This is a genomic window from Caulobacter mirabilis (genome assembly GCF_002749615.1).
Taxonomy (GTDB): domain Bacteria; phylum Pseudomonadota; class Alphaproteobacteria; order Caulobacterales; family Caulobacteraceae; genus Caulobacter; species Caulobacter mirabilis.
This window is the reverse complement of the sequence record NZ_CP024201.1, coordinates 2,631,219-2,652,625: the sequence shown is the minus strand read 5'-3', so window position 1 is coordinate 2,652,625 and position 21,407 is coordinate 2,631,219. Positions and strand designations below refer to the sequence as shown.

The window sequence follows — 21,407 nt, the reverse complement described above, 5'->3', positions numbered from 1 at the left end:
CCTGACTGCTGCACACGGCGGAATCCCTTCGGCTCGGCCGGTCGTCACTGGCTGTAGCCTTTATCGCCCAATGTGGCGAGCTTTAGGCGCAGGATGACCGAGTCCGACGGACCCAGCTGGCGGTTGTACGTTTCCTCATGCACCCATACCACCGCCACGTCGAGGCAGTCGTCGCGGTACCGCACGCCCAGTTCCTGGCGGCGCCAGACGTCGTTCTCGACGTCGCGCACGCCGGCGAAGGTGACGCCCCAGTTGCCCGAGATGAGGACGTTGCCGGCGAAGTCCAGGTCTTCGCGCTGGACGCCCGTGATGTCCTGGTTGTCCCGGAGATAGCGGATGAAGCCGTCGACGCGGTTGGTCACGACATCGACGCCCGCTTCGATCCGCCGCACGTCGCCGTCCTGCCCGTCGAAGCGCGCGCGGGTGAAGAAGCTGACGCCCTTGATGGGCCGGGCCTCGGCGGCGACGATCCAGTCCGATTGAGAGGAGCGCAGGCCGCTCCGCGCGGGGAACTGCAGATCCCTCTTCGAGCGGAAGCTGCGCCCGACCAGCAGGGTGGCGCCGCGGCCGTCGTCGTACATGACCGACGCCCGGCCGCCGACATTGATCCGCTGGCCGCCCTCATAGAGGTCGAAGCCTGGGAACTTGTTCGCCCGCATCAGGTTGGTCTCGTCGAACTCCAACACCACGCTGTCTTCGTTCGGAATGCGCGAGTCGGGATCGCTGTCGGGCGACAGGGCGACCTGCAGCAGGGGCTCCAGCACGATGGTGCGGTCGCCGTCGCGCCGCCACAGCGGGTAGCTGACGTCGACGCCGGCGACGCCGAGCGTGCGGGTGATGGTGTCGCCGCCGGGGGCGTAGGGCGGCGGCAGGTCATTGAGGCTGTAGACGTCGGTCCGCAGTTCGGCGAAGGGCGAGAGCCGCAGGCCGCCGGCGAAGGTGTAGGTCGACCGCCAGTCGCCCTGGGCGCTGACCCGGCGGCTGTCGACGCCGGGCTGGCTGGCCACGTACTGCGACTGATCGCGGGTCAGGGCCACGGCGCTGCCCTGCAGCCGCAGCCGGCCGCCGAACACCGGGCCCTCGGGCTCCCAGCGGGCCTCGACCAGCGGGGCGACCAGCGGGAAGGTGCGGTCGTCGTCGTCGGGCCGCAGGCCCTGGATGCTCAGGGCGGAGATCGAGAAGTAGGACCGGGCGTCCTGGCGGATGGCGTAGACCTGCGAGGTCAGCCGCTTGTCGTCCGTCGGGATCAGGCCGCGTTGCTGGTAGACGTCGCCGATGTCGTACTTGTCGAACAGCAGGTCGTCCGAGGTCCGTTCGGCGGCGAAGCCCCAGCTCCAGTTCTCGTCGATCTTGAAGTCGCCGCTTCCGAGCAGGTAGCTGCGCGAGGTGCGCTTGCCGACGCGGCTGCCGTTGCTGTCGATGTCCCGTTCGTAGGTGTAGCCGAAGCGGGCGTTGATCTCGCCGGACCAGAACCGCTTGCGCCACTGGAAGTTCAGCAGCGGGTTCACCTTGGTGTTGATCTGCGGGCTGATCACCAGGTCTTGCGACGGCGAGATGATCCAGGCGTAGGGCTGCTCGTAGGAGATGCCGCGCCGGTCGGAGTACAGCAGCTTGGGCGCCAGCAGGCCCGAGGCGCGCTCGGCGCTCGGGTCGGCGTGCCAGAAGGCGGGGGCGTAGAAGACCGGCACGCCGAACATCTCGATCACGGCGTTGCGGTAGTAGACGACCCGCTTGTCGCGATCCTGGACCACCTTCTCGGCGCGGATCGACCAGGTCGGGGCCTTGTCCTTGTTCTCGGCGCAGATCTCGCAGGGCGTATAGATCGCCCGGTTCAGCTCGTTGACCGCTTCGCTGCGCCGGATGGCGGTGGCGGCGGCGAGCTTGGTGTTGTCTTCCAGGCGGGTCGAGAAGCCCAGCGCCACGCCGGCGCGCATCTCCTCGTCCAGAACCATCTTGTCGGCGAACGACACCGCGCCGGTGGGGTCGATGATGACGACGTTCTCGCTGGCGGTGATCACGCCGGTCTTCAGCTCATAGACCAGCTTGTTCGCCCGCAGAGTGCGGCCGCGATAGCGGACTTCGATGTCGCCCTCGGCGGAGACCACCTGATTGGCGTCGTCGCGGATGAGCTCGTTGGCCTCGAGATAGAAGCCCTGCTCGCCCAGGCCGTCGTCGTTGGCGTCGGCGGGCGGCGCGGCGGGCTGGCTCTGGGCGAGCGCGGGCGAGGCCGCGGCGAGCGCCAGCACGGCGGCGCCGGCCAGCAGACCGGCGCGCCCGAACCCGACCGGAAAGCGTCGGCTGGCGTAACTCATCAGGCTTTCATCCTCCCGGCGACGCGCCTGCGCACGATTCCGCCGTCCTCCGTATAGCAAAGCAGCGTCAGTCCCGATAACAGCGCCAGAAGCGGCGGCGCCCAGGCGGCGGCGAAGGCGGGGATGATCTCCGCCTTGCCCAGCGCGCCGCTGAACTGGTTGAAGAAGAAGAACACGAAGCCCAGCGCCACGCCGGATCCGGCCAGCGCCGCCAGGCCGCCCAGCCGCATCAGCCGCAGCGAGAACGCCGCCGCCAGCACCGACATGGCCGCGAACAGCAGCGGCGTCGCCAGCAGCTGGTGCAGCCGCAGCCGATAGGGCAGGGCCGAGAAACCGGCCGATTCCGCCCCGCGGATCGTCGCCGGCAGACGCCAGAAGGCGATGGCGTTGGGCGTGGTGAAGCGTTCGAGCGCCGCCTGTTCGTCGAGGGTCGAGGGGATCGACAATGTCTCGGAGCGGACCGCGCCGGCGCCGGGGGCGGCTTCACGCACGCCGCGCAGGCGCCAGTAGCCGGGCATCAGGCGGGCTTCCTCTGCTTCGATCCGGCGGGAGAACTCCAGGCCTCCGCTGCTGTTCACCCGGTAGACGAACATCGAGACGTTCTTCAGGCGCACGGTGCCGTCGGTCTCGTCGTGCGACTGGGCGCGGATGACGACCTGCGAGCTGGCGTCGCCCTGGCGCAGCCAGGTGTCCTTGGGCTTCGAGGTCTGGAACTCCTCCAGCACCGCGTCGCGCGAGCGTTCGAACTGGGCGCCGAGGACAGCCGCCAGGGGGTTCAGGGCGGCGACGGTGGTCGCGCCGACGACGAAGGCGGCCGCCGCGGCCGGCAGGATGAACCGCCAGGCCGAGACCCCCGCCGCGCGCATGGCGATCAGCTCGCTGCGTCGGTTCAGGCCGACGAAGGCCGCCAGGGTGCCGAACAGGAAGGCGAACGGCAGCAGGGTCAGGATCGTCGACGGCGCCTTGAGCAGGGTCAGCCACAGCAGGCGCGGGAAGCCGGCGTCGCCGCGGCCGCCGACGGTGCGGGAGACCTCGACGAAATCGATCAGCAGGATCACCGCCCCGATCACCGCCAGGGCGCCGGCGACCCCGGTCAGGGTGCGCGCCAGGACGTAGCGCTCCAGTCGTCCGATCCCCAGGCTCATGCGGCCACGGCCTTCTTCTCGGTCTCGGCGATGCCGTAGGGCAACCATTCGCGCAGGCCGGGGCGGCGTCGAACCGGTCGGTACAGCTGGCCGAACGCCCAGGCCGTCGCCAGCAGGGGGATGACGTACTGCAGCACGTTCAGCGCCGGCGTGTCCTCACAGGCCGCCTGCACGGCGAAGCCGATGATCCTGACCACGGCCGCGCCGGCGCCGATGGCGGCGATCCGCTTGCCGTAGCCCAGCCGGCTGAAGCTGCCGCCCAGGACCGCGGCCAGGGCCATGACCATGAAGGTCAGGCTGTAGAGCGGCGAGGCGATCCGCGAATGGCCCTCGGCCAGGAGCTTGTCCCGGTTCTTGCGCTCCCAGTCCTTGTTCAGGTCGGGGAAGAACAGCTCGTGCAGATAGCGGTCGGAGGCCTTGTAGGTGATGGTGTCGCCGGTATCCAGGAACGGCGCCAGCTCCAGCGCGTACTCCTGGAACGACAGGTAGTTCAGCACCCCGGCGCGGGAGAACTCCTGGTTGGAGCCGTCGTGCATGACCAGCACCGGCTGGCCGTCGCGGTAGGTGATGCGGCCCTCGCGGGCGGTATAGGTGGTGGCGCCGCCGTTCTCGTTGCGCTGGTGGATGAACAGGTTGCTGATCCGCCCGTCCGGCGCGACGTCCTGGCCGTAGACGGTCAGGTTGGAGGCCGGCTGGGTGAACTCGCCCTTGCGCACCAGGGTGGCCGCCAGGTCGGTCTTGGCGGCGAAGACGATCTCGCGCATCGCCCGGTACGAGGCCGGCTGCACGAACAGGTTCACGAACAGCCCGATCAGCACGGCCAGCACGGCCAGCCGCAGCGCCGGCGAGATGACGCGCCAGCGGGTCATGCCGGCGGCCTGGCAGACGACCAGCTCATGGTCCGCCTGCAGACGGTTCAGTCCAACCAGGGCCGCGACGAAGATGGCGATCGGCAGGATCAGGTTCATCAGCTGGGGCATGGCCAGGACGATGACCTGCACGAAGACCCAGGCGGTCTGTCGCTGCTCGATGATGATGTCCAGCTGGCCCAGGCTCTGGCTCAGCAGTCCAACGGCGCCGAGCGCCGCCGTCGCGAGGAGCGTCGGGGTCAGCAGCTGGCGGAACAGATAGCGCTCGATCAGACGCATGCGGGGGAGGCTAGAGCCCTTCCGGAGTCGGGGGGAACCCCAAATCGGGGGCTGACCGTTCTATACGCCGGTCGCGGCCGGAAACAACTGCCCTGGCGTCCTCAACGCGCCGCCAAAAGCTTGCCCCAAAGCTTCCCTATGGGCGCCGGTTGGACTATGCCGCCCGGACGAGATTTCAGGAGCAATCCATGCGCATCCAATTCGTCGCCTCCGACCGTAGCAAGGTTCCCGCCGGCGGGGCGCTGGCCGTCATCGCCTTCGAGGACGGCAAGCTGTCCTGGGGCGCCGAGGATCTGGACAAGCTGACCGGCGGCGCCGTCGCCCGCGCCGTCGCGGCCTCGACCCGATTCCAGGGCAAGGCCGGCCAGAGCGTCGACCTTGTCGCGCCGTCGGCCGACGTCCAGCGCCTGGTCGTGATCGGCGCCGGCGCGGCGGACGCCTTCGGCGGCGAGCCGGCCGAGACCTTCGCGGCCAACGCCTACGCCGCTGTGAAGCTCAGCGGCGCAGAGACCCTGACCCTGCTGCTGCCGGGCGCGCCGGCCGACGTCGCCGCCCGCGCGGCTCTGGGCGCGGTCCTGGCCGCCTACCGGTTCGACAAGTACCGCACCACCGAGAAGCCGGAGAAGAAGCCGTCGGTGGCGACGGTGCAGGTCGCCGTCGACGACGTCGCCGCGGCCGAGGCCGCCTATGGCCCGCTGAAGGCCCTGGGCGAGGCCGTCTACTTCGCGCGCGACCTGGTCTCCGAGCCGCCGAACGTCCTGTACCCGGCGGCCTACGCCCAGCGGGTCAAGGAGCTCGAGGTTCTGGGCCTGAAGGTGGAGATTCTCGGCGAGGCCGAGATGGAGAAGCTCGGCATGGGCAGCCTTCTCGGCGTCGGCCAGGGCAGCGTCCGCGAGAGCCAGCTGGTGGTGATGCAGTGGAAGGGCGGCGGCGACGAGCAGCCGGTCGCCTTTGTCGGCAAGGGCGTCTGCTTCGACACCGGCGGCATCAGCCTGAAGCCGGCCGACGGCATGGAGGACATGAAGTGGGACATGGGCGGCTCGGCCGCCGTGGCCGGCCTCATGCACGTGCTGGCGGCCCGCAAGGCCAAGGTCAACGCCGTCGGCATCCTGGGCCTGGTCGAGAACATGCCTGACGGGAACGCCCAGCGTCCCGGCGACGTGGTCACCTCGATGTCGGGCCAGACCATCGAGGTCATCAACACCGACGCCGAAGGCCGCCTCGTGCTGGCCGACGCCCTCTGGTACTGCCAGAACCGCTTCAAGCCGAAGTTCATGGTCGACCTGGCCACCCTGACCGGCGCGATCATCATCTCGCTGGGCAACGACTACGCCGGCCTGTTCAGCAACAACGACGAGCTGTCCGAGAACCTGCTGGCCGCTTCCAAGGCTACGGGCGAGCCGCTGTGGCGGATGCCGCTGCCGGCGATCTACGACAAGCATATCGACAGCGCCATCGCCGACATGAAGAACACCGGCAACGGCCGGGCGGGCGGCTCGATCACGGCGGCGCTGTTCCTGCAGCGCTTCGTCAACGGCCTGCCCTGGGCGCACCTGGACATCGCCTCGACCGCCTGGAAGAAGCCCTCGACCGTCCCGACCATCCCGGACGGCGCCGTCGGCTTCGGCGTGCGCCTGCTGAACCAGATGGTGGCGGACAAGTACGAGGCCTGACCCCTCAGCCGATTGCCCCCGCGAAGGCGGGGGTCCAAGCTGGCGAAATGAAGGCTGAGAGTCAGCTTGGGTCCCCGTTTCCACGGGGACGGTCGGAGTAGGGATGAGCAACCCAACCTGCGAGGTCTGGTTCTACCACCTGGAGCGGTCGTCGCTCGACCAGGTGCTGCCCGACCTGCTGGATCGGACGCTCAAGCGCGGCTGGCGGGCGCTGGTGCGGACCGGCGCCGCCGACCGGCTGGACCATCTGGACGGCTGGCTGTGGAGCTATCGCGACGAGAGCTTCCTGCCGCACGGCCAGGCGAGCGAGCCGTTCGCCGACCGGCAGCCGGTGCTGATCACCACCGAACAGGACAATCCGAACGGCGCGCAGGCGCTGTTCCTGATCGACGGGGCGGAGCCCGGCGACCTGTCGGCCTATGAGCGCTGCATCGTGCTGTTCGACGGTCGTGACGACGCGGCCTTGAACGACGCGCGGGCGCGATGGAAGACTTTCAAGGCCCAAGGCCTGCCGATCAGCTATTGGCAGCAGGGCGAGGAACGGGGCTGGGAGAAGAAGGCATGAAGAAGCTGCTGGCGATGGCCGCCATGGTCGGCCTGGCGGGCTGCATCCCGGTCGAGAAGCCCTCGGCCCCGACCATGGAGGCCGCGCCGCCCCGCGCGGAGCGCCCCGCCGAACCCGCGCCACAACTGCCGCCGCCCGATTCCTGCAAATCCGCCGACTTCGCCTATCTGGTCGGCAAGAACCGCAGCGAGATCCCGGTGCCGACCGATCCGTCCAAGCGCCGGGTGACCTGCACCACCTGTCCGATGACGATGGACTACCGGCCGGACCGCCTGAACATCCTCTACGACAACGAGACCGGGATCGTGAAAGAGGTGAAGTGCGGCTGACCGCTCAGCCGCGCCGCTTTCCCTAGGCCTCCGCCAGGAACGGTTGGATCGTCGGCAGCAGCAGGTCCAGTCGGTACAGGATGTCGAAGTGGGTCACGCCGGGCAGCACGGCCAGGCGTGACGGGGACGATCCGACCATGCCGGCGCCCTGGCCGCCGCCGAGCAGGCCGAACATCTCGACCGCGTAGTCCAGCCGGATCAGGTCCGCGTCGCCGAGCATCAGCAGGGTCGGGGCCTTGATGGCTTGCAGATCGCTCTTCGGCCAGCCCTCGAAGCCGATCATCATCTGCTTCATCTTGTCGACGAAGACCGGCCAGCGCTCCGGCTCGGGCGCGGTCTGGGCGTAGAGGCCTTCCATCGGCGTGCCCTTGAAGCCTTCCGCCGACATCGACGGCCACATGGCGGTGATCCCGGGCTGGAAACCGTCGTTGCTGTAGCTGGTCGAGACCAGCACCAGCCGGCGCACCAGCTCCGGATGGTGGAAGGCGGTCCGCTGGGCCGCCGCGCCGCCCATGCTGAAGCCGAGCAGGTCGACCGGCCCCAGGGCCAGGGCCTTGATCGCCGCCCCGACGTCGCGACCCATCTGGTCGGTGCTGAGCGGCCGGTCCAGGTCGCGGGTGCGGCCGTGGCCCTCCAGGTCGAAGGCGATCACCGGCCGGTCGACGGCCAGGGCGGCCGGCAGAGGCCCCAGGGCGGCGCTGGACATGAAGCCGCCGTGCAGGATCACCAGCGGTCTTCCCGGGCCGCCGCCGTAGCCCTCGTAGTAGACGTCGAGGCCGTCGGCGTTGATCCGGCCGGCGCGATCGGGCGTGTTGACGTCCATGACGGGCCCTTACTTTCCAGAAGCTTCGGCGGCGGTCTTCATGTCGGCCAGACCCTTCTCGAAGGTCGGACCCAGGTTGTGCTCCATGTTGAAGACCAGGCTCATCAGCTTGCCCGGGAACAGGGTCTGGGGGCCGAACATCGCCCAGCTGACCCGCGTGCCGGCCGCTTCCGGGACGAGGGTGAACTCGGCCTGGTTGTGACCTTCGAACGGCTTGAAGAAGTCGAGCTTGATCAGGACCTTGGACAGCGTTGCTTCCACGATCTCCATCCGACCTGAGCCGGCCTTTCGGCCCTCCCAGGCGTAGAGGGCACCGGCGCCCTGGGCCGAGCCGGCGTAGCTGCGGCGCAGGTTCGGATCCATGGCCTCGAACGGCGACCATCGGTTCCAGCCCTTGAAGTCGGCGATCAGCGGATAGATCGCCTCGGGCGGGGCCTCAACCAAGGTCGAACGCTCGATGCGGAAGACGTTGGGACGGCTGAGGGCCAGGGCGAGCACGCCCAGAACGGCCGCGGCGACGACAAGAAGCACGATCAGCAGAGGGCTCATGAAAGCCTCCTATTCCGAACGGAAGGGAATGACGGCGCGCAGCCGGGGAGAGCGCAGCCACAGGGCGGCCCACATCCAGACGCCCAGGTAGACCCCGAACAGCGTGTGGCTGAACAGCGGGTTCTCGATCCGCAGGTGGGTGGCGATCGCTCCGCCAAGGATCCCGGTCATCAGGATCATGCCGAGCACGGCCGTCCGCGGGATAACGTAGAGGACCAGGCAGGTCAGCTCGATCACCCCGATCAGGATGTCGAACTTGGTGGGCCATTGCAGCTGGGTCATGGTCTGCTGGACGATCGGATGGTCGATCAGCTTGATCACGACGTTGGGCGCCAGGAACAGGACAGCGACGCCGGACATGATCCGTCCGGTCCAGACCGCGCCTTTCGAGTTCAGGAAATCACTCATCGAAACAGCCCCTTCTTCTTGAATGCTCAGTCAATGGGGCCGCCCCGGGGCGGTCCCGGAGCGGCTTTGGGTTGGGCGTCAAAGGGTCTTGAGCAGTTCGCCCAGCTGGTCGGCGGTCTGTCCCCAGCCTTCGTGGAAGCCCATCTGCTCGTGCTGCTGCTTGGCCTCGGCGGTCCAATGGCGGGCGCGGGCGGTGTACTTGGTGCGGCCGTCGCCGAGGTCTTCCAGGTCGATGATCGCGACCATGAACGGACCGGCCGGGTTCCAGCCGGGGGTGAAGGCGTCGGTCGAGACGATCCGCTTGTTGGGGATCACTTCCAGGTAGACGCCCGGGTTCGGGAATTCCTGGCCCTCGGGGCTCTTCATCACGATCCCGGCCGAGCCGCCCGGACGCAGGTCGCAGTCGGCGGAGACGATGCTCCAGGGTGCGGGAGCGAACCACTTCTTGAGCAGTCCCGGGGTGGTCAGGGCCTTGAAGACGGTCTCCGGGGCGGCGTCGTAGATGCGTTCCAGGACCAGTTCGTGTTCGGCGGCGGCGGTCATCGGTCTGTTTCCTTGTGTCTTGTTGTCTGTGTCGGCGCGGTCATCGTCGCCGTTCGACCCAAGGACGTTGGAGATTTGGCCGGTCCTACAAGCGGTGGAGAAAAATGTTCCTGGGGAGGGTTTTTTGTTGGCCGGGGATCGCGGTCGATCCCTCTCCGTCATCCTCGCGCTCGTCGCGAGGGAGACGGATGAGAGAGGGGCGGAGAGGAAGGTCGGCATCCGCGAGACGCCTATCCCCCGTGCGTCCCCGCGAAGGCGGGGACCCAAGCCGACTGTGCGGCTTCATCGATGGTGATGGATTTGAGGCTCAGCTTGGGTCCCCGCCTTCGCGGGGATAGTCGGAAGGGATCAGGCCCGGGCGAACTGGCCGCCGTCGGTCAGCTGGTCCAGCTGCGAGCGGATGTGGGCGGCCTCGGCGGAGGAGCCGGCCAGGGCGATGGCCTGGTTGAAGGCCTCGCGGGCCTCGGCGTCGCGCTTCAGCTGCATCAGCAGCGCGCCGCGCATGCCGTGGAAGTAGAAGTAGCCGCCCAGCGCCTTGGCCAGCGGATCGACCAGGGCCAGGGCGGCCTCCGGGCCGTCGACCTTGGACACCGCCACCGCCCGGTTCAGGGTGACGACGGGCGAGGGGTTCAGCCGCTCCAGGGCGGCGTAGAGCTGGCCGATCTCGCTCCAGTCGGTGTCCGCGGCCGTCTCGGCGCGGGCGTGCAGGGCGGCGATGGCGGCCTGGATCTGGTAGGGGCCGGGCCGGCGATGACGTACGGCCTTGTCGATCAGGGCCAGCCCCTCGTGGATCTTGCGCCGATCCCACAGCGTCCGGTCCTGCTGGTCGAGCAGCACGATGTCGCCCTGGGCGTCGAACCGCGCGCGGGCGCGGGCGTCCTGCAGCAGCATCAGGGCGGTCAGGCTCATGATCTCCGGCTCGGTCGGGAACAGCCTCAGCAGCAGCCGCGCCAGGCGGACGGCCTCGTCGCAAAGCTTGGCCCGCGCCGTGGCGGTGTCGCCGGTCGCCGAGTAGCCCTCGTTGAACACGAGGTAGACCATGGCCGCCACGGCCGCGACGCGCTGGGCGCGTTCCTCGGGACCCGGGGTCTCAAAGGGGACGTCGGCGGCCTGGATCTTGGCCTTGGCGCGGGTGATCCGCTGCTCCATGGCGCTCTCGCCGACCAGGAAGGCGCGGGCGATCTGCTTCACCGACAGGCCCGAGACGATGCGCAGGGCCACGGCGATCTGTTGCGTCGCCGGCAGGTCCGGGTGGCAGCAGATGAACAGCAGGCGCAGGACGTCGTCGCGGTAATGGCTGTCGTCCAGCCGGTCGGCTAGGTCGGTCTCGGCGTCGCCGAGGTCGGAGATCGCCGCCTCGTCGGGCAGGGCGGTGGTCTTGGCCCGCCGCCGCACGCCGTCGATGGCGCTGTTGCGGCCGACCATGATGAGCCAGGCCGTCGGATCGCGCGGCGGGCCCTTTTCGGGCCAGCTTTTCAGCGCTCGCAGGCAGGCGTCCTGGAAGGCCTCCTCGGCGATGTCCAGGTCGCGGAAATAGCGCAACAGCGCGCCGATCGCCTGGGGGCGGGCGGAGGTAATGGCCGCGTCGATCCAGGCGATGTCCGCACTCATCCGATGTCAACTCCGGGCTGGTAAAGGCGCAGGGGGCGCAGTTCGTAGGCGCCGCCGGGATTGGCCTGGCCGAGCGCCCGCGCGACGGCGAGCCCTTCCTCCAGGTCCTTCACGTCGACGATGTAGAGGCCCAGCAGTGCTTCCTTGGTCTCGGCATAGGGGCCGTCGATGACCAGATCCTGCTGCTTGTGCAGGGTGGTGGCGGTGCTGGTGCCCATCAGGCGCATCGCCGGTCCCAGCTTCTTCTCGTCGTAGAGGCGCTGGTGGACGACATCGAGCTTGGCCATGACGGCGTCGTCCTGTTCCTGCGACCAGGACATGACCACGTCTTCGGCGTTGTAGCAGAGGATGGCGTAGAGCATCGGAGCGGCCTTGTTCGTTGCGGAGGACGAACAGGTAAGCTGCGTTCCGACAGTTCGCTCGAACTTTTTTGCTACCCTTCGGCGGCTGCAAGCTGCTCGGCGATGTCCATCCACTCGGCCTCGGCCTTGTCGACCGCGGCCTGGGCCTTGGCGCGCTTGGCGGTGAAGTCGGCGACCTTGGCCGGGTTCTTCACATAGAGGTCCGGGTCGCCCAGGACGGCGTCGATCTCCTCCAGGGCCTTGGTCGTGCGGGTCACGACGACTTCGGCGGCCTCCAGCTTGCGCTTCAGCGGGCCGACCATGCCGGCGGCGGGCTTTGGCGCAGGCGGTGGCGGGGGAGGCGTCGGCGCGGCGGCCGGCGTGTCGCGCTTGACCTGGGTCGGGGCGCGGGCGGCCACGCGGGCGCGGTCGATGACGAACCTGGCGTAGTCGTCCATGTCGCCGTCGAACGGCTTGATCGTGCCGTCGGCCGCCAGCCACAGCCGGTCGGCGACCAGCTCCATCAGCGAGCGGTCGTGGGTGATCAGGATCACCGCCCCTTCGTAGTCGTTCAGCGCGTCGAGCAGGGCCCGGCGGCTGTCGATGTCGAGGTGGTTGGTCGGCTCGTCGAGGATCAGCATGTGCGGCGCGTCCATCGCCACCAGGTTCAGCAGCAGGCGGGCCCGCTCGCCGCCGCTGAGGTTGGCGACGGTGGTCTCCTGCTTCTCGAACGGCAGGCCGAACTGGGCCAGGCGCGATCGGCGCGAGCTTTCCGACGCCTCGGGCATGGCGCGGCGGATGATCTCCAGCGCCGTGTCCTCGGGGTCCATGGCCTCGATCTGGTGCTGGTGGAACCAGCCGACCTTCATCTTGCGGTCGCGGTGGAACTCGCCGCTCTCCACGCCCAGGGCGCCGGCGATCATCTTGGCGAAGGTCGACTTGCCGGCGCCGTTGACGCCCAGCAGGCCGATGCGGTCGTCCAGGTCCATCCGCAGGTTCAGGTTCCTGAGGATGTGCCGGCCGGGTTCGTAGCCGACGTTGGCCCTCTCCAGCCGGATCAGCGGCGGCGCCAGCGGGCGCGGCGGCGAGGGCAGGGTGAAGGGTGCGACCCGCTCCTCGATGGTCGTGGCCACCGGCTCCATCTTGGCCAGCCGCTTCATCCGCGACTGGGCCTGAGCGGCCTTGGAGGCCTTGGCCCTGAAGCGGTCGACGAAGGCCTGCAGGTGGGCGCGCTCGGCGTCCTGCTTGGCCTTGTTGGCCAGCTGCAGGCGGGCCTTCTCGGCGCGGCGCTTCTCGAAGTCGTCGTAGCCGCCCGTGTAGAGCTCGAGCTTGCCATTCGCCAGGTGCAGGATGTGGGTGCAGCTGTTGTTCAGCAGCTCGCGGTCGTGGCTGATGATCAGCGCCGTGTGCGGGTACTTCTTCAACCGCGCCTCGAGCCAGAGGGCGCCTTCCAGGTCGAGGTAGTTGGTCGGCTCGTCGAGCAGCATCAGGTCCGGCTCGGAGAACAGCGCCGCCGCCAGGGCCACGCGCATCCGCCAGCCGCCGGAGAACTCGGCCATCGGCCGCTCCAGGTCGTCGGTGCTGAAGCCCAGGCCGGCGAGGATCTCGGCGGCGCGGGCGGGGGCCGAGTCGGCGTCGATCTCGATCAGCCGACCCCAGATGTCGCCCATCTCTTCCGGATCGGCCGTCTCCAGCCGGGTCATCAGGGCGTGGCGCTCCTCGTCGGCCTCCAGGATGGTGTCCATCAGGCTGACCGGCGTCGCCGGATGCTCCTGCGCCACCTGGCCGATGCGGGTGTTCTTGGGCAGGCTGATCTCGTCGCCGGGAACCTGCAGCTCGCCGACGATCAGCTTGAACAGGGTCGACTTGCCCACGCCGTTGCGGCCGACCAGTCCGACCTTCGACCCGGGCGGCAGCGATACGCCGGCCTTGTCGAGGAAGCGCCGCCCCCAGGCGTCGAAGGTGAGGTCATTGATCTGAAGCATGTGGGGGCTACGGTGAACGCGTTCTTAGACAGGTGTTGGCGGATCGAGGGCCCGCCGCTATAAGCCCGCAACCTCCAAAACACCAACTTTGTGTAAGGCTCACATCGGCCATGACCGAACGCACCTTCTCGATCATCAAGCCCGACGCCACGCGTCGCAACATCACCGGCAAGATCAACGCCGTCATCGAAGAGGCCGGCCTGCGCATCGTCGCCCAGCGTCGCGTCCATCTGACCGAAGAGCAGGCCAAGACGTTCTACGCCGTGCACGCCGAGCGTCCGTTCTACGGCGAGCTGGTCGGCCAGATGACCGCCGAGCCGGTCGTCGTCCAGGTCCTGCAAGGCGACAACGCCGTGGCCCGCTACCGCGAAGTCATGGGCGCCACCAACCCGGAACAGGCCGCCGACGGCACCATCCGCAAACTGTTCGCCCTGTCGATCGGCGAGAACTCGGTCCACGGTTCGGATAGCCTCGAGAACGCGGGCATCGAGATCGCCCAGTTCTTCACGGACGCCGACATCGTCGGCTAAGCCCGACGCGGTTTTCGAAGATTGGGGCCCTCGCCGAAAGGCGGGGGCCCTTTTCTCATGCGCAATGAGTCAGCGCCAGCGAGAGGGCGGCGCGCGCGCCGCCTCGCCGCCGCCTCGGGCGTATGATCGTCAGGCTTGCCGCACGGTCCATGTCCCGTCGGGATTGTGCGTGACGTTGATCATCCTTGCACCGCCGGTGAAGTCGCAGAACGCCGCGTCGACGCTGGACGAGGGGAAGTTGATGATGGTGCCGGGCGTGAAGGCGCCGGCCTGGACGTAGAACTTCGCCGCCGGCATGCAGTCGGTGTTCGTGTTGGGGTTCGCGATGATGAAGCTCGACAGGATCGGCGCGTTCTGGACCTGGACGGCCTGGCCGATGTTGTAGATCTGCGTCGGCTGATAGGACGGGATGGTGATCCGGAAGCTGCCTGGGCGCTGGCCCCTGCCGGGCATGGGTTGCGACAGACCGAGAGGCTGGACGGACGCGGTAGTCCAATCGTTCGCCGAACCGCTGGGTGGGGTCAGGTCGATCGGCCGGGCGGCCATGGCGAACCCCGACGGTCGGCCGACCTGGGGCCAGTCCGCCGCCTGCTGGATGGCGGCGTAGGGCTGCTGGGAGACCTGGAAGGTCAGAACCATCCCGGAGGCTTGGTACGGCTGCAGCGGATGCGTGTACAGGCTGTTGCTGTAGACCTGGGAGCCGCCGGTGAGGACGGCGGGCTGCTGGAAGAAGTAGAAGTCCTGCCTAGAGGACGTGTTGTTCGTGACGTTGATCGTCAGAAATGTGGACATGGCCGTTCCTCTCCGAGATCGAATTCGGGAGGCCCCGATGGCCGCCCCCGCGACATCGACCGGCAGAGTGGACAGCCTGGGGTTGAATTTTTCTGAACGCTGTTCGGTGGGTGGCAGGGGAAGCGCGGGGACATGCTCCTGCAGGGGGCGTGTCCTCTGGGTCTCGGGGCGGCCGTGCGGATGTCCTGTGCGTGGTTCGAGACGCGATCCTCAGGGATCGCTCCTCACCATGACGAAGGGGGTTTGCGTCCTACAGACTTCGTCATCCTGAGGAGCGAGCTTCAGGCGAGCGTCTCGAAGGACGCAACGCGATTTCCGAACCCCGCCTACGCCCGCCGCCAGCGCAGGGGCTTGGTCTTCTCGCGGACGATGACGCCCTTGGCCTCCAGGTCGAGCTGGGCCGACTTCATCCACCAGCTGCTGGTCGTGCCGGGGAACTGTTCGGGCGAGACGGCGGCGCGCACCGCCAGGGTCATCTCGCCCTGGGTCAGGCCGGGGCTGGTCGCCGGCAGCACGCTCAGCAGGGCGTCGCGGGCGGCGGTGAACTTGGCGGCGTCGACCTGATAGGTCTTCCCCGGCTGCAGCACGTTCTGGATGGTGATCTTCTCGTCCGGCATGGCGGGCTCCCGTCGCGGACCGCCAGACTGAGGCGCCGCGGCCGCCGCGTCTATCCGAGCATCAGGTCCGGGTAGCTCTCGCGGGCCTCGTCGTCGGTGATCACCTGGGTCCCGCGCGGGGTCTCCTCCCACCAGGCCGCGCAGGCGTCGCAGCGGTAGAGCACGGCCCCGCCGGCGTTGACGCCGAGGCGTTGGGGCAGTCTGCCGTCGACCAGCCACTGCCGCCGACAGGTCTCGCAGCCGCGCAGACGGACCATCAGCCGGCGACCAGCTTGGCGAGGGCGGCCGGATAGAGCTGGTGCTCGGCGATCAGCACCCTGGCGGCCAGGGTCTCCGGCGTGTCTCCTGCCTCGATCGGGACGCGGGCCTGGTCGACGATCGGGCCCTCGTCCACGCCGACGGTCACCAGGTGCACCGTGCAGCCGGCCTCGGCGTCGCCGGCCTCGATGGCGCGGCGATGGGTGTCCAGGCCAGGATATTTCGGCAGCAGGGAGGGGTGGATGTTGATCATCCGCCCGGCCCAGGCCTCGACCAGGAAAGGCGTCAGGATGCGCATGTAGCCGGCCAGGGCGACGACCTCGATCCCGGCCTCGCGCAGGGCCGCGTCCACGGCGCGCTCATGGGCTTCGCGGTCGGCGCCGTAGGGCTTGCTGGGAATGGCCAGGGTCGCGATCCCCGCCTCGGCGGCCAGGGTCAGTCCCTCGGCCTCGGCCTTGTTGGAGAGCACCAGCGCCACCTCGTAAGGGCAGTCCGCCGCCCGCGCGGCCTCGACCAGCGCGGTCATGTTCGACCCGCGACCGGAGATCAGGACGGCGACTTTGGCGCGGCTGGCGGTCATGCGTGGTTCGAGACGCTCGCTAGATGCTCGCTCCTCACCATGACGAATGCTGAGTTCGTCATCCTGGGGAGCGGGCCCTCAGGCCCGCGTCTCGAAGGACGCAGGGCGATTTAAGTCTATCCCTTCGCCAGCTCGCCGCAGACGAAGGCGTCCTCGCCGGCGTCCAGCAGGGCTTCCAGCACCTCCGGGGCCTCGTCGCGGCCGACGATCAGCAGCAGGCCGACGCCGCAGTTGAAGGTCCGGCGCATCTCGTGCTCGGCGATGCCGCCGGTTTCCTGCAGCCACTGGAACACGGGCGGCAGATCCCAGGCGTTCCAGTCGAAGTTGGGGACCAGGCCCTCGGCGATGGCGCGGGGCGGGTTCTCGATCAGGCCGCCGCCGGTGATGTGGGCCAGGCCCTTGATGCGGCCAGCCTTGATCAGCGCGATCGTGGACTTCACGTAGACCCGGGTCGGGGCCATCAGGGCCTGGGCCAGGGTTCGGTCGGCGTCCCAGGGGCAGGGGGCGTCCCAGGCCAGGCCCGAGCGCTCGACCACCTTGCGGACCATCGAATAGCCGTTGCTGTGCGGGCCGCTGGAGGAAAGGCCGATCAGCATGTCGCCGGCGCGCTGCTGGTCCAGGCGGGGCAGGACGCCGTCGCGGTTCACCGCCCCGACGTTGAAGCCGGCCAGGTCGTACTCGCCGTCGGCGTACATGCCCGGCATCTCGGCCGTCTCGCCGCCGACCAGCGCGCAGCCGGCCAGTTTGCAGCCCTCGGCGATGCCCGCCACGACCCGTGTCGCGGTCTCCACGTCCAGCTTGCCGGTGGCGAAATAGTCCAGGAACAGCAGCGGCTCGGCGCCCTGGGCCAGCAGGTCGTTGACGCACATGGCGACCAGGTCGATGCCGACGGTGTCGTGCAGACCGGTCTCGATGGCGATCTTCAGTTTGGTGCCGACGCCGTCGGTGGTGGAGACCAGCAGCGGGTCCTCGTAGCCGGCCGCCTTCAGGTCGAACAGGGCGCCGAAACCGCCCAGTCCGCCGGCCACGCCGGGCCGCGCCGTGGCCTTGGCCAGGGGCTTGATGGCTTCGACGAGGGCGTTGCCGGCGTCGATGTCGACGCCCGCCTGGGCGTAGGTGAGGCCGTTGGGCCGATCGGTCATGGGGGGTCTTTGCGGCAACTACGGGTATGAAAATCAAGCGGAAAAGGGGCTTGCCTCTTGCAGACTCGGCCCTTCGCGAGGCTATAGCTAGCCGATGCAGCCGATCACCACCACCGCCGAACTGGCGGAATTCTGCAAGTCATTGAAAGGTCAGTCTTTTGTCGCCGTGGACACAGAGTTCATGCGCGAGACGACCTATTGGCCCAAGCTCTGCCTGATCCAGATCGCCGCTCCGAACGGGGCCGAGGCGACCATCGACCCCATGGCGGACGGGTTCGATCTGAACCCGCTTCTGGACATCCTGCGCGACGAGAAGATCCTGAAGGTCTTCCACGCCGCCCGTCAGGACGTCGAGATCTTCAACAACCTGGGCGCCATGCCGCGGCCGCTGTTCGACACGCAGATCGCCGGCATGGCGGCGGGCTTCGGCGAGCAGATCGCCTATGACGCCCTGGTCCGCCAGATGCTGAAGATCGAGATCGACAAGTCCAGCCGGTTCACCGACTGGGCGCGGCGGCCTCTGACCGACAGCCAGCTGAGCTACGCCCTGGCCGACGTGACCCACCTGGCCAAGCTCTATCCGATGCTGCGCCAGCGGCTGGAGAAGAGCGGCCGCCTGGCCTGGGTCGAGGAGGAGATGGCCGCGCTCACCGATCCGGCGATGTACGACGTCGATCCGGAGAACGCCTGGAAGCGCCTCAAGCCGCGCAAGCACACCGCCAAATACCTGGCCGTGTTCAAGGCCGTGGCCGCCTGGCGCGAGCGCACCGCCCAGCAGCGCGACCAGCCGCGCGGCCGCATCCTGAAGGACGAGGCGATCGACGAACTCGCCGCCCAGGCGCCGACCGACGCAGGGGCTCTGGATCGCCTGCGCGGGGTGCCCAAGGGCTTCTCGGGCAGCAAGTTCGGTCCGGACCTCCTGGCGGCCATCAAGGAGGCGCTGAAGGATCCGGAGGGCTACGCCCCGAAGATCGAGCGCGAGCGCGGTCCTCAGAACGCGGCCGCCGGCGCGGTGGTCGAACTGCTGAAGGTCCTGCTCAAGGCCCGGTCGGAGGACGCCGGCGTGGCCAGCAAGCTGATCGCCACGGTCTCGGACCTGGAAAAGATCGCCAACGACGACCAGGCCGATGTCGGCGCCCTGCACGGCTGGCGGCGCGACGCCTTCGGGGCCGACGCCCTGAAGCTGAAGCGCGGCGAACTGGCCCTGGTCCTGGACGGCACGCGGGTGCGGGTCGTCGAAGTCCGTCGCGCGCCGAAGGCGGCGGCGAGCTGAGCGCCTTCTAATCCTCTTCCTCTGGGAGAGGGGGACCATGCGAAGCAGGGTGGAGCGGGTCCAATGCGACCGACGCTCCACCAGCGTCCTGCGCGAACCCGACCGCCTTAGACTCTCTCCGCCGCCCTTCGGGCGGTCCCCCTCTCCCAGTGGGAGAGGACCGATTGCCTGACGCGTTCTTTGCGTTTCAGATGTCTTCCCGACCCATCAGGACCCCCGCATGTCCAATCCCCGCCTCACGGCCATCATCTACGACTTCGACGGCACGCTCGCGCGCGGCAACATGCAGGAGGCCAGCTACATCCCGGAACTGCTCGGCATGACCCCGCCGCAGTTCTGGAACGACACCGTCAAGCCGCGGACCATCGCCGCCGACGGCGACGATATCCTGATGTACATGCAGCTGATGCTGCAGACCGCCCGCGAGAAGGGCGTCGACGTCACCCGCGGCATCCTGCGCAAGCACGGCGAGCGGGTGCCGCTGTTCGACGGCATCAAGGACGAGAGCTGGTTCGACCGCATCGACGCCTTCGGCGCCCAGTACGGCCTGACGGTCCAGCACTTCATCCTGTCGTCCGGCCTGGCCGAGATGATCGAGGGCTGCCCGATCAACCACCGCTTCGAGCACGTGTTCGCCAGCAAGTACGTCTACGACGACCAGGACCGGGCGATCTGGCCGGCCGTGGGCATCAACTACACGACCAAGACCCAGTACCTGTTCCGCATCAACAAGGGCGTGCACAACAACTGGGAGCATGAGCGGATCAATCGCTATGTCCCCGACGAGGAGCGGCCGGTGCCGTTCGAGCGGATGATCTTCATCGGCGACGGCGACACCGACGTGCCGACCATGAAGATGATGCACACCAAGGGCGGCTATTCGATCGCCGCCTACGACCCGCGCATCTCCTCGCACGACCAGGGCAAGATCCACCGCCTGATCAGCGACGACCGGGTGAACTTCGTGGCCGCCGCCGACTACACCGAAGGCTCGGCCATGGACCTGATCGTCAAGGGCATCCTCGGCCGCATCGCCGTGCGCGAACGGACCATGCCGGCGGGGTAGGGGCTATTTCACGCAGCTGCGCAGCGCATAGGCGAGCGCCTCGCGGTCACGGGCTTCCGTCCTGAGGACATGTGACCAGCCGCTTTCTGGGTAAGGCTGTTCGCCGAGGGAGACATAGCTCTCTTTCTCTCGAAGCAGCACGGCGACCTCGGCGGGCGGAAGAACGATCACCGCGTGGAACATCGGGGGATCGTGGAAGAAGGCCGAGTTCTGCGAGGTTAGCGCCACGGTGGTCGGATCGCTGTCCCCGACGGTCATATGGAAGTAGCCGAAGACGGGGTTCCAGGCCGTCCCGGTGATCCATGAATGCGCGTGGAAGCGCTTGTACGCGATGTCGTTTGAGGTCCAGGGGCGATACGTCGAGCCCAGGATGCGCGACAGCTTCAACGGCGGGGAGATCGGCGTGATCGGCGCGCCAGGGGATTTACCGAAGGTGTTCGTGAAGACGAGGACAGGCTGAAGGCGACCGCCGAACTGCGAACAGCCGATCGTGAACTGATGATCGTCGTGGATGAAGGCGGCCTGGACGTTGCCGCCGTCGGGCACGAGTTTGAACTCGCCCAGGTTCTTCTCGTAGTCGGTGAGGATGCCGAGCTTCTTCAGTTCGCTTACGGGAAGGTAGAGGTACTGGTTCCTGCCGTGCGGCGCCGCGCGACCTATGATCTCTACATTGGCGTCCATCGCCGCGACATAGTCAGCCAGCCCGCCTGCCGTAACCTGGGAGCCCTGGGTCACGGCGCCGACGAAGGCCGCGGCGTTCCGGCCCTCTAAGGCGCCGGGAATTTGCATTTCGAGCGTGAAGCCATGGAAGCCGAGTCTCTTCTGAGCTTCCTCCGGTTCGTCGCCGTACCCGGTCTCGAAGGCCCGGGCCACGCCGCCGAGAAAGGCGTAGGCGCAGGCGCTCAGGCACGCCTTATCGATGGAGACTGAACTGACGATGCGATATCGGCGCAAGAGGCGGCCCACCTCGAGTGCGGCCGCAAGATTACCACCTCGGCTTGACAGCGAGATGCTGGTGATCGGCAGGTCCGTCTGGGCCTTCAGCAACGCCTCAAGGCGTCGCGGGGTTTCGGGGGTGATCATGCCCTCGGCGCGGATATGGCCGATCGGATAGGAGGTGATCCTCTCCTCGATCTCGAATGTCATTTCCTGTGCCTGCGCCTGTGCGGCCAGGAGCGTCAGCGCGCAGAGCGCCGCCCAGAAGGTGAGCCGAAGGCTAGGGCTTGCAGCGTTCATGGCGTTCGATCTCTACGCCGAGGCCGATGGTGCCGGCCTTGCGCATCTCGATGATAACGGTCTGATAGTTGCGCCAGAATTCGCAGATCGTCGGGCCGAAGTACTCCTCGATGACCTCGACGTCGCAGATGGCTTTCCGGCTGCAGATCAGCATGTGGTCAAAGAACTGGGTGGATTGTCGGATTGACGCTCGCGCCGGCGTTACGCCGGGTTTCTCGTCGTGTCGGGCGATCAGGAAGTTGACGAGGCGGTCGATGTTGGAGCGCGTCAGGCCATCGCTCTGGTTTGTGGCGATCAGCGCCGACTGTTGTCCGGCCCAGATCGACTCCAGATTCTGCCAATGATTGCTCATCGGCTCGCCGTTGAACTGTTGAACATAGGACAATGCCGCCTCGACCTTCCGGTTCTTGGCGTCGGTCTTCATCTGAACGAACACCATGATCAGGGCGATGATGGCGCAGACGTGCGCGGCGAACTGAAG

The 21,407-nt window shown here is 68.0% G+C and carries 23 protein-coding genes; 6 read left to right on the top strand and 17 right to left on the bottom strand.

Annotation, left to right across the window (positions count from 1 at the left end):
- Nucleotides 1-44: 44 nt before the first annotated feature.
- Genes CSW64_RS12870 through lptF form a run of 3 tightly spaced genes read right to left on the bottom strand, consistent with a single transcriptional unit; the run spans nt 45 to nt 4,605 of the window.
- Nucleotides 45-2,312 (bottom strand): LPS-assembly protein LptD, encoded by a 2,268-nt coding sequence (locus tag CSW64_RS12870; RefSeq protein ID WP_099622495.1) that lies wholly within the window; start codon nt 2,310-2,312, stop codon nt 45-47.
- Nucleotides 2,312-3,457 (bottom strand): LPS export ABC transporter permease LptG, encoded by a 1,146-nt coding sequence (lptG, locus tag CSW64_RS12865; RefSeq protein WP_099622494.1) that lies wholly within the window; start codon nt 3,455-3,457, stop codon nt 2,312-2,314. Before lptG ends, CSW64_RS12870 begins: the two co-directional genes overlap by 1 nt.
- Nucleotides 3,454-4,605: an LPS export ABC transporter permease LptF gene (gene lptF, locus CSW64_RS12860; protein WP_099622493.1), complete on the bottom strand. Its 1,152-nt coding sequence runs from the start codon at nt 4,603-4,605 to the stop codon at nt 3,454-3,456. The genes lptG and lptF overlap by 4 nt, the downstream gene beginning before the upstream one ends.
- A 188-nt stretch (nt 4,606-4,793) precedes the next feature.
- Between lptF and CSW64_RS12855 the strand changes: the two genes are divergently transcribed.
- The 3 genes from CSW64_RS12855 (at nt 4,794) to CSW64_RS12845 (ending at nt 7,172) form a co-directional block, all read left to right on the top strand.
- A complete protein-coding gene (locus CSW64_RS12855; RefSeq protein ID WP_099622492.1) occupies nt 4,794-6,278 on the top strand; it encodes a leucyl aminopeptidase in 1,485 nt (494 codons plus the stop codon).
- 103 nt (nt 6,279-6,381) lie between these two features.
- Nucleotides 6,382-6,843, top strand: a complete 462-nt coding sequence (locus CSW64_RS12850; RefSeq protein WP_099622491.1) for a DNA polymerase III subunit chi — start codon at nt 6,382-6,384, stop codon at nt 6,841-6,843.
- Nucleotides 6,840-7,172 carry a peptidase inhibitor I78 gene (locus CSW64_RS12845; protein WP_099622490.1) on the top strand — a complete coding sequence of 111 codons (333 nt, stop codon included), beginning with the start codon at nt 6,840-6,842 and terminating at the stop codon, nt 7,170-7,172. The genes CSW64_RS12850 and CSW64_RS12845 overlap by 4 nt, the downstream gene beginning before the upstream one ends.
- A gap of 22 nt (nt 7,173-7,194) precedes the next feature.
- Here the strand turns inward: CSW64_RS12845 and CSW64_RS12840 are convergent, their stop codons facing one another.
- The 7 genes from CSW64_RS12840 to CSW64_RS12810 form a co-directional block, all read right to left on the bottom strand.
- A complete protein-coding gene (locus CSW64_RS12840; RefSeq protein ID WP_099622489.1) occupies nt 7,195-7,995 on the bottom strand; it encodes an alpha/beta fold hydrolase in 801 nt (266 codons plus the stop codon).
- Between the two features lie 9 nt (nt 7,996-8,004).
- Nucleotides 8,005-8,544 carry an SRPBCC family protein gene (locus CSW64_RS12835; protein ID WP_099622488.1) on the bottom strand — a complete coding sequence of 180 codons (540 nt, stop codon included), beginning with the start codon at nt 8,542-8,544 and terminating at the stop codon, nt 8,005-8,007.
- A 9-nt stretch (nt 8,545-8,553) separates the two neighbouring features.
- The gene (locus tag CSW64_RS12830) at nt 8,554-8,952 is read right to left on the bottom strand and encodes a DoxX family protein (protein WP_099622487.1); all 399 of its coding nucleotides are present in this window, start codon (nt 8,950-8,952) and stop codon (nt 8,554-8,556) included.
- Nucleotides 8,953-9,030: 78 nt separating this feature from the next.
- Nucleotides 9,031-9,495 carry an SRPBCC family protein gene (locus tag CSW64_RS12825; protein WP_099622486.1) on the bottom strand — a complete coding sequence of 155 codons (465 nt, stop codon included), beginning with the start codon at nt 9,493-9,495 and terminating at the stop codon, nt 9,031-9,033.
- A gap of 348 nt (nt 9,496-9,843) precedes the next feature.
- Nucleotides 9,844-11,106: an RNA polymerase sigma factor gene (locus CSW64_RS12820; RefSeq protein ID WP_099622485.1), complete on the bottom strand. Its 1,263-nt coding sequence runs from the start codon at nt 11,104-11,106 to the stop codon at nt 9,844-9,846.
- Nucleotides 11,103-11,468, bottom strand: a complete 366-nt coding sequence (locus CSW64_RS12815; RefSeq protein ID WP_099622484.1) for a YciI family protein — start codon at nt 11,466-11,468, stop codon at nt 11,103-11,105. Before CSW64_RS12815 ends, CSW64_RS12820 begins: the two co-directional genes overlap by 4 nt.
- 71 nt (nt 11,469-11,539) lie before the next feature.
- Nucleotides 11,540-13,432 (bottom strand): ABC-F family ATP-binding cassette domain-containing protein, encoded by a 1,893-nt coding sequence (locus tag CSW64_RS12810; RefSeq protein ID WP_099622483.1) that lies wholly within the window; start codon nt 13,430-13,432, stop codon nt 11,540-11,542.
- 110 nt (nt 13,433-13,542) lie between these two features.
- On the opposite strand from CSW64_RS12810, the gene ndk reads away from it, so the two are divergent.
- Nucleotides 13,543-13,962, top strand: coding sequence for a nucleoside-diphosphate kinase (ndk, locus tag CSW64_RS12805; protein ID WP_099622482.1), 420 nt, complete (start codon nt 13,543-13,545; stop codon nt 13,960-13,962).
- Between the two features lie 129 nt (nt 13,963-14,091).
- On the opposite strand, the gene CSW64_RS12800 is transcribed toward ndk, so the two are convergent.
- The 5 genes from CSW64_RS12800 to purM form a co-directional block, all read right to left on the bottom strand.
- Nucleotides 14,092-14,754, bottom strand: coding sequence for a hypothetical protein (locus CSW64_RS12800; protein ID WP_099622481.1), 663 nt, complete (start codon nt 14,752-14,754; stop codon nt 14,092-14,094).
- A 326-nt stretch (nt 14,755-15,080) separates the two neighbouring features.
- Nucleotides 15,081-15,371, bottom strand: coding sequence for a DUF6958 family protein (locus CSW64_RS12795; RefSeq protein ID WP_099622480.1), 291 nt, complete (start codon nt 15,369-15,371; stop codon nt 15,081-15,083).
- Between the two features lie 50 nt (nt 15,372-15,421).
- Nucleotides 15,422-15,628, bottom strand: a complete 207-nt coding sequence (locus CSW64_RS12790; RefSeq protein ID WP_099622479.1) for a hypothetical protein — start codon at nt 15,626-15,628, stop codon at nt 15,422-15,424.
- Complete coding sequence (purN, locus tag CSW64_RS12785) at nt 15,628-16,209, bottom strand: phosphoribosylglycinamide formyltransferase (RefSeq protein WP_099622478.1); 582 nt, start codon at nt 16,207-16,209, stop codon at nt 15,628-15,630. The genes CSW64_RS12790 and purN overlap by 1 nt, the downstream gene beginning before the upstream one ends.
- 116 nt (nt 16,210-16,325) lie before the next feature.
- Nucleotides 16,326-17,351 carry a phosphoribosylformylglycinamidine cyclo-ligase gene (gene purM / locus CSW64_RS12780; protein WP_099622477.1) on the bottom strand — a complete coding sequence of 342 codons (1,026 nt, stop codon included), beginning with the start codon at nt 17,349-17,351 and terminating at the stop codon, nt 16,326-16,328.
- Between the two features lie 94 nt (nt 17,352-17,445).
- On the opposite strand from purM, the gene rnd reads away from it, so the two are divergent.
- Both rnd and CSW64_RS12770 read left to right on the top strand, forming a co-directional pair.
- Entirely contained in the window at nt 17,446-18,624 is a 1,179-nt protein-coding gene (gene rnd / locus CSW64_RS12775) for a ribonuclease D (protein ID WP_099622476.1), read from the top strand.
- Between the two features lie 220 nt (nt 18,625-18,844).
- On the top strand, nt 18,845-19,690 hold the full coding sequence (locus CSW64_RS12770) for a haloacid dehalogenase-like hydrolase (RefSeq protein ID WP_099622475.1): 846 nt from the start codon (nt 18,845-18,847) through the stop codon (nt 19,688-19,690).
- 3 nt (nt 19,691-19,693) lie between these two features.
- Here the strand turns inward: CSW64_RS12770 and CSW64_RS12765 are convergent, their stop codons facing one another.
- Together CSW64_RS12765 and CSW64_RS12760 are read right to left on the bottom strand one after the other, a co-directional pair.
- Nucleotides 19,694-20,926, bottom strand: a complete 1,233-nt coding sequence (locus CSW64_RS12765) for a COG3904 family protein (RefSeq protein WP_150131404.1) — start codon at nt 20,924-20,926, stop codon at nt 19,694-19,696.
- Complete coding sequence (locus CSW64_RS12760; RefSeq protein WP_150131403.1) at nt 20,907-21,350, bottom strand: hypothetical protein; 444 nt, start codon at nt 21,348-21,350, stop codon at nt 20,907-20,909. Before CSW64_RS12760 ends, CSW64_RS12765 begins: the two co-directional genes overlap by 20 nt.
- Nucleotides 21,351-21,407 lie beyond the last annotated feature (57 nt).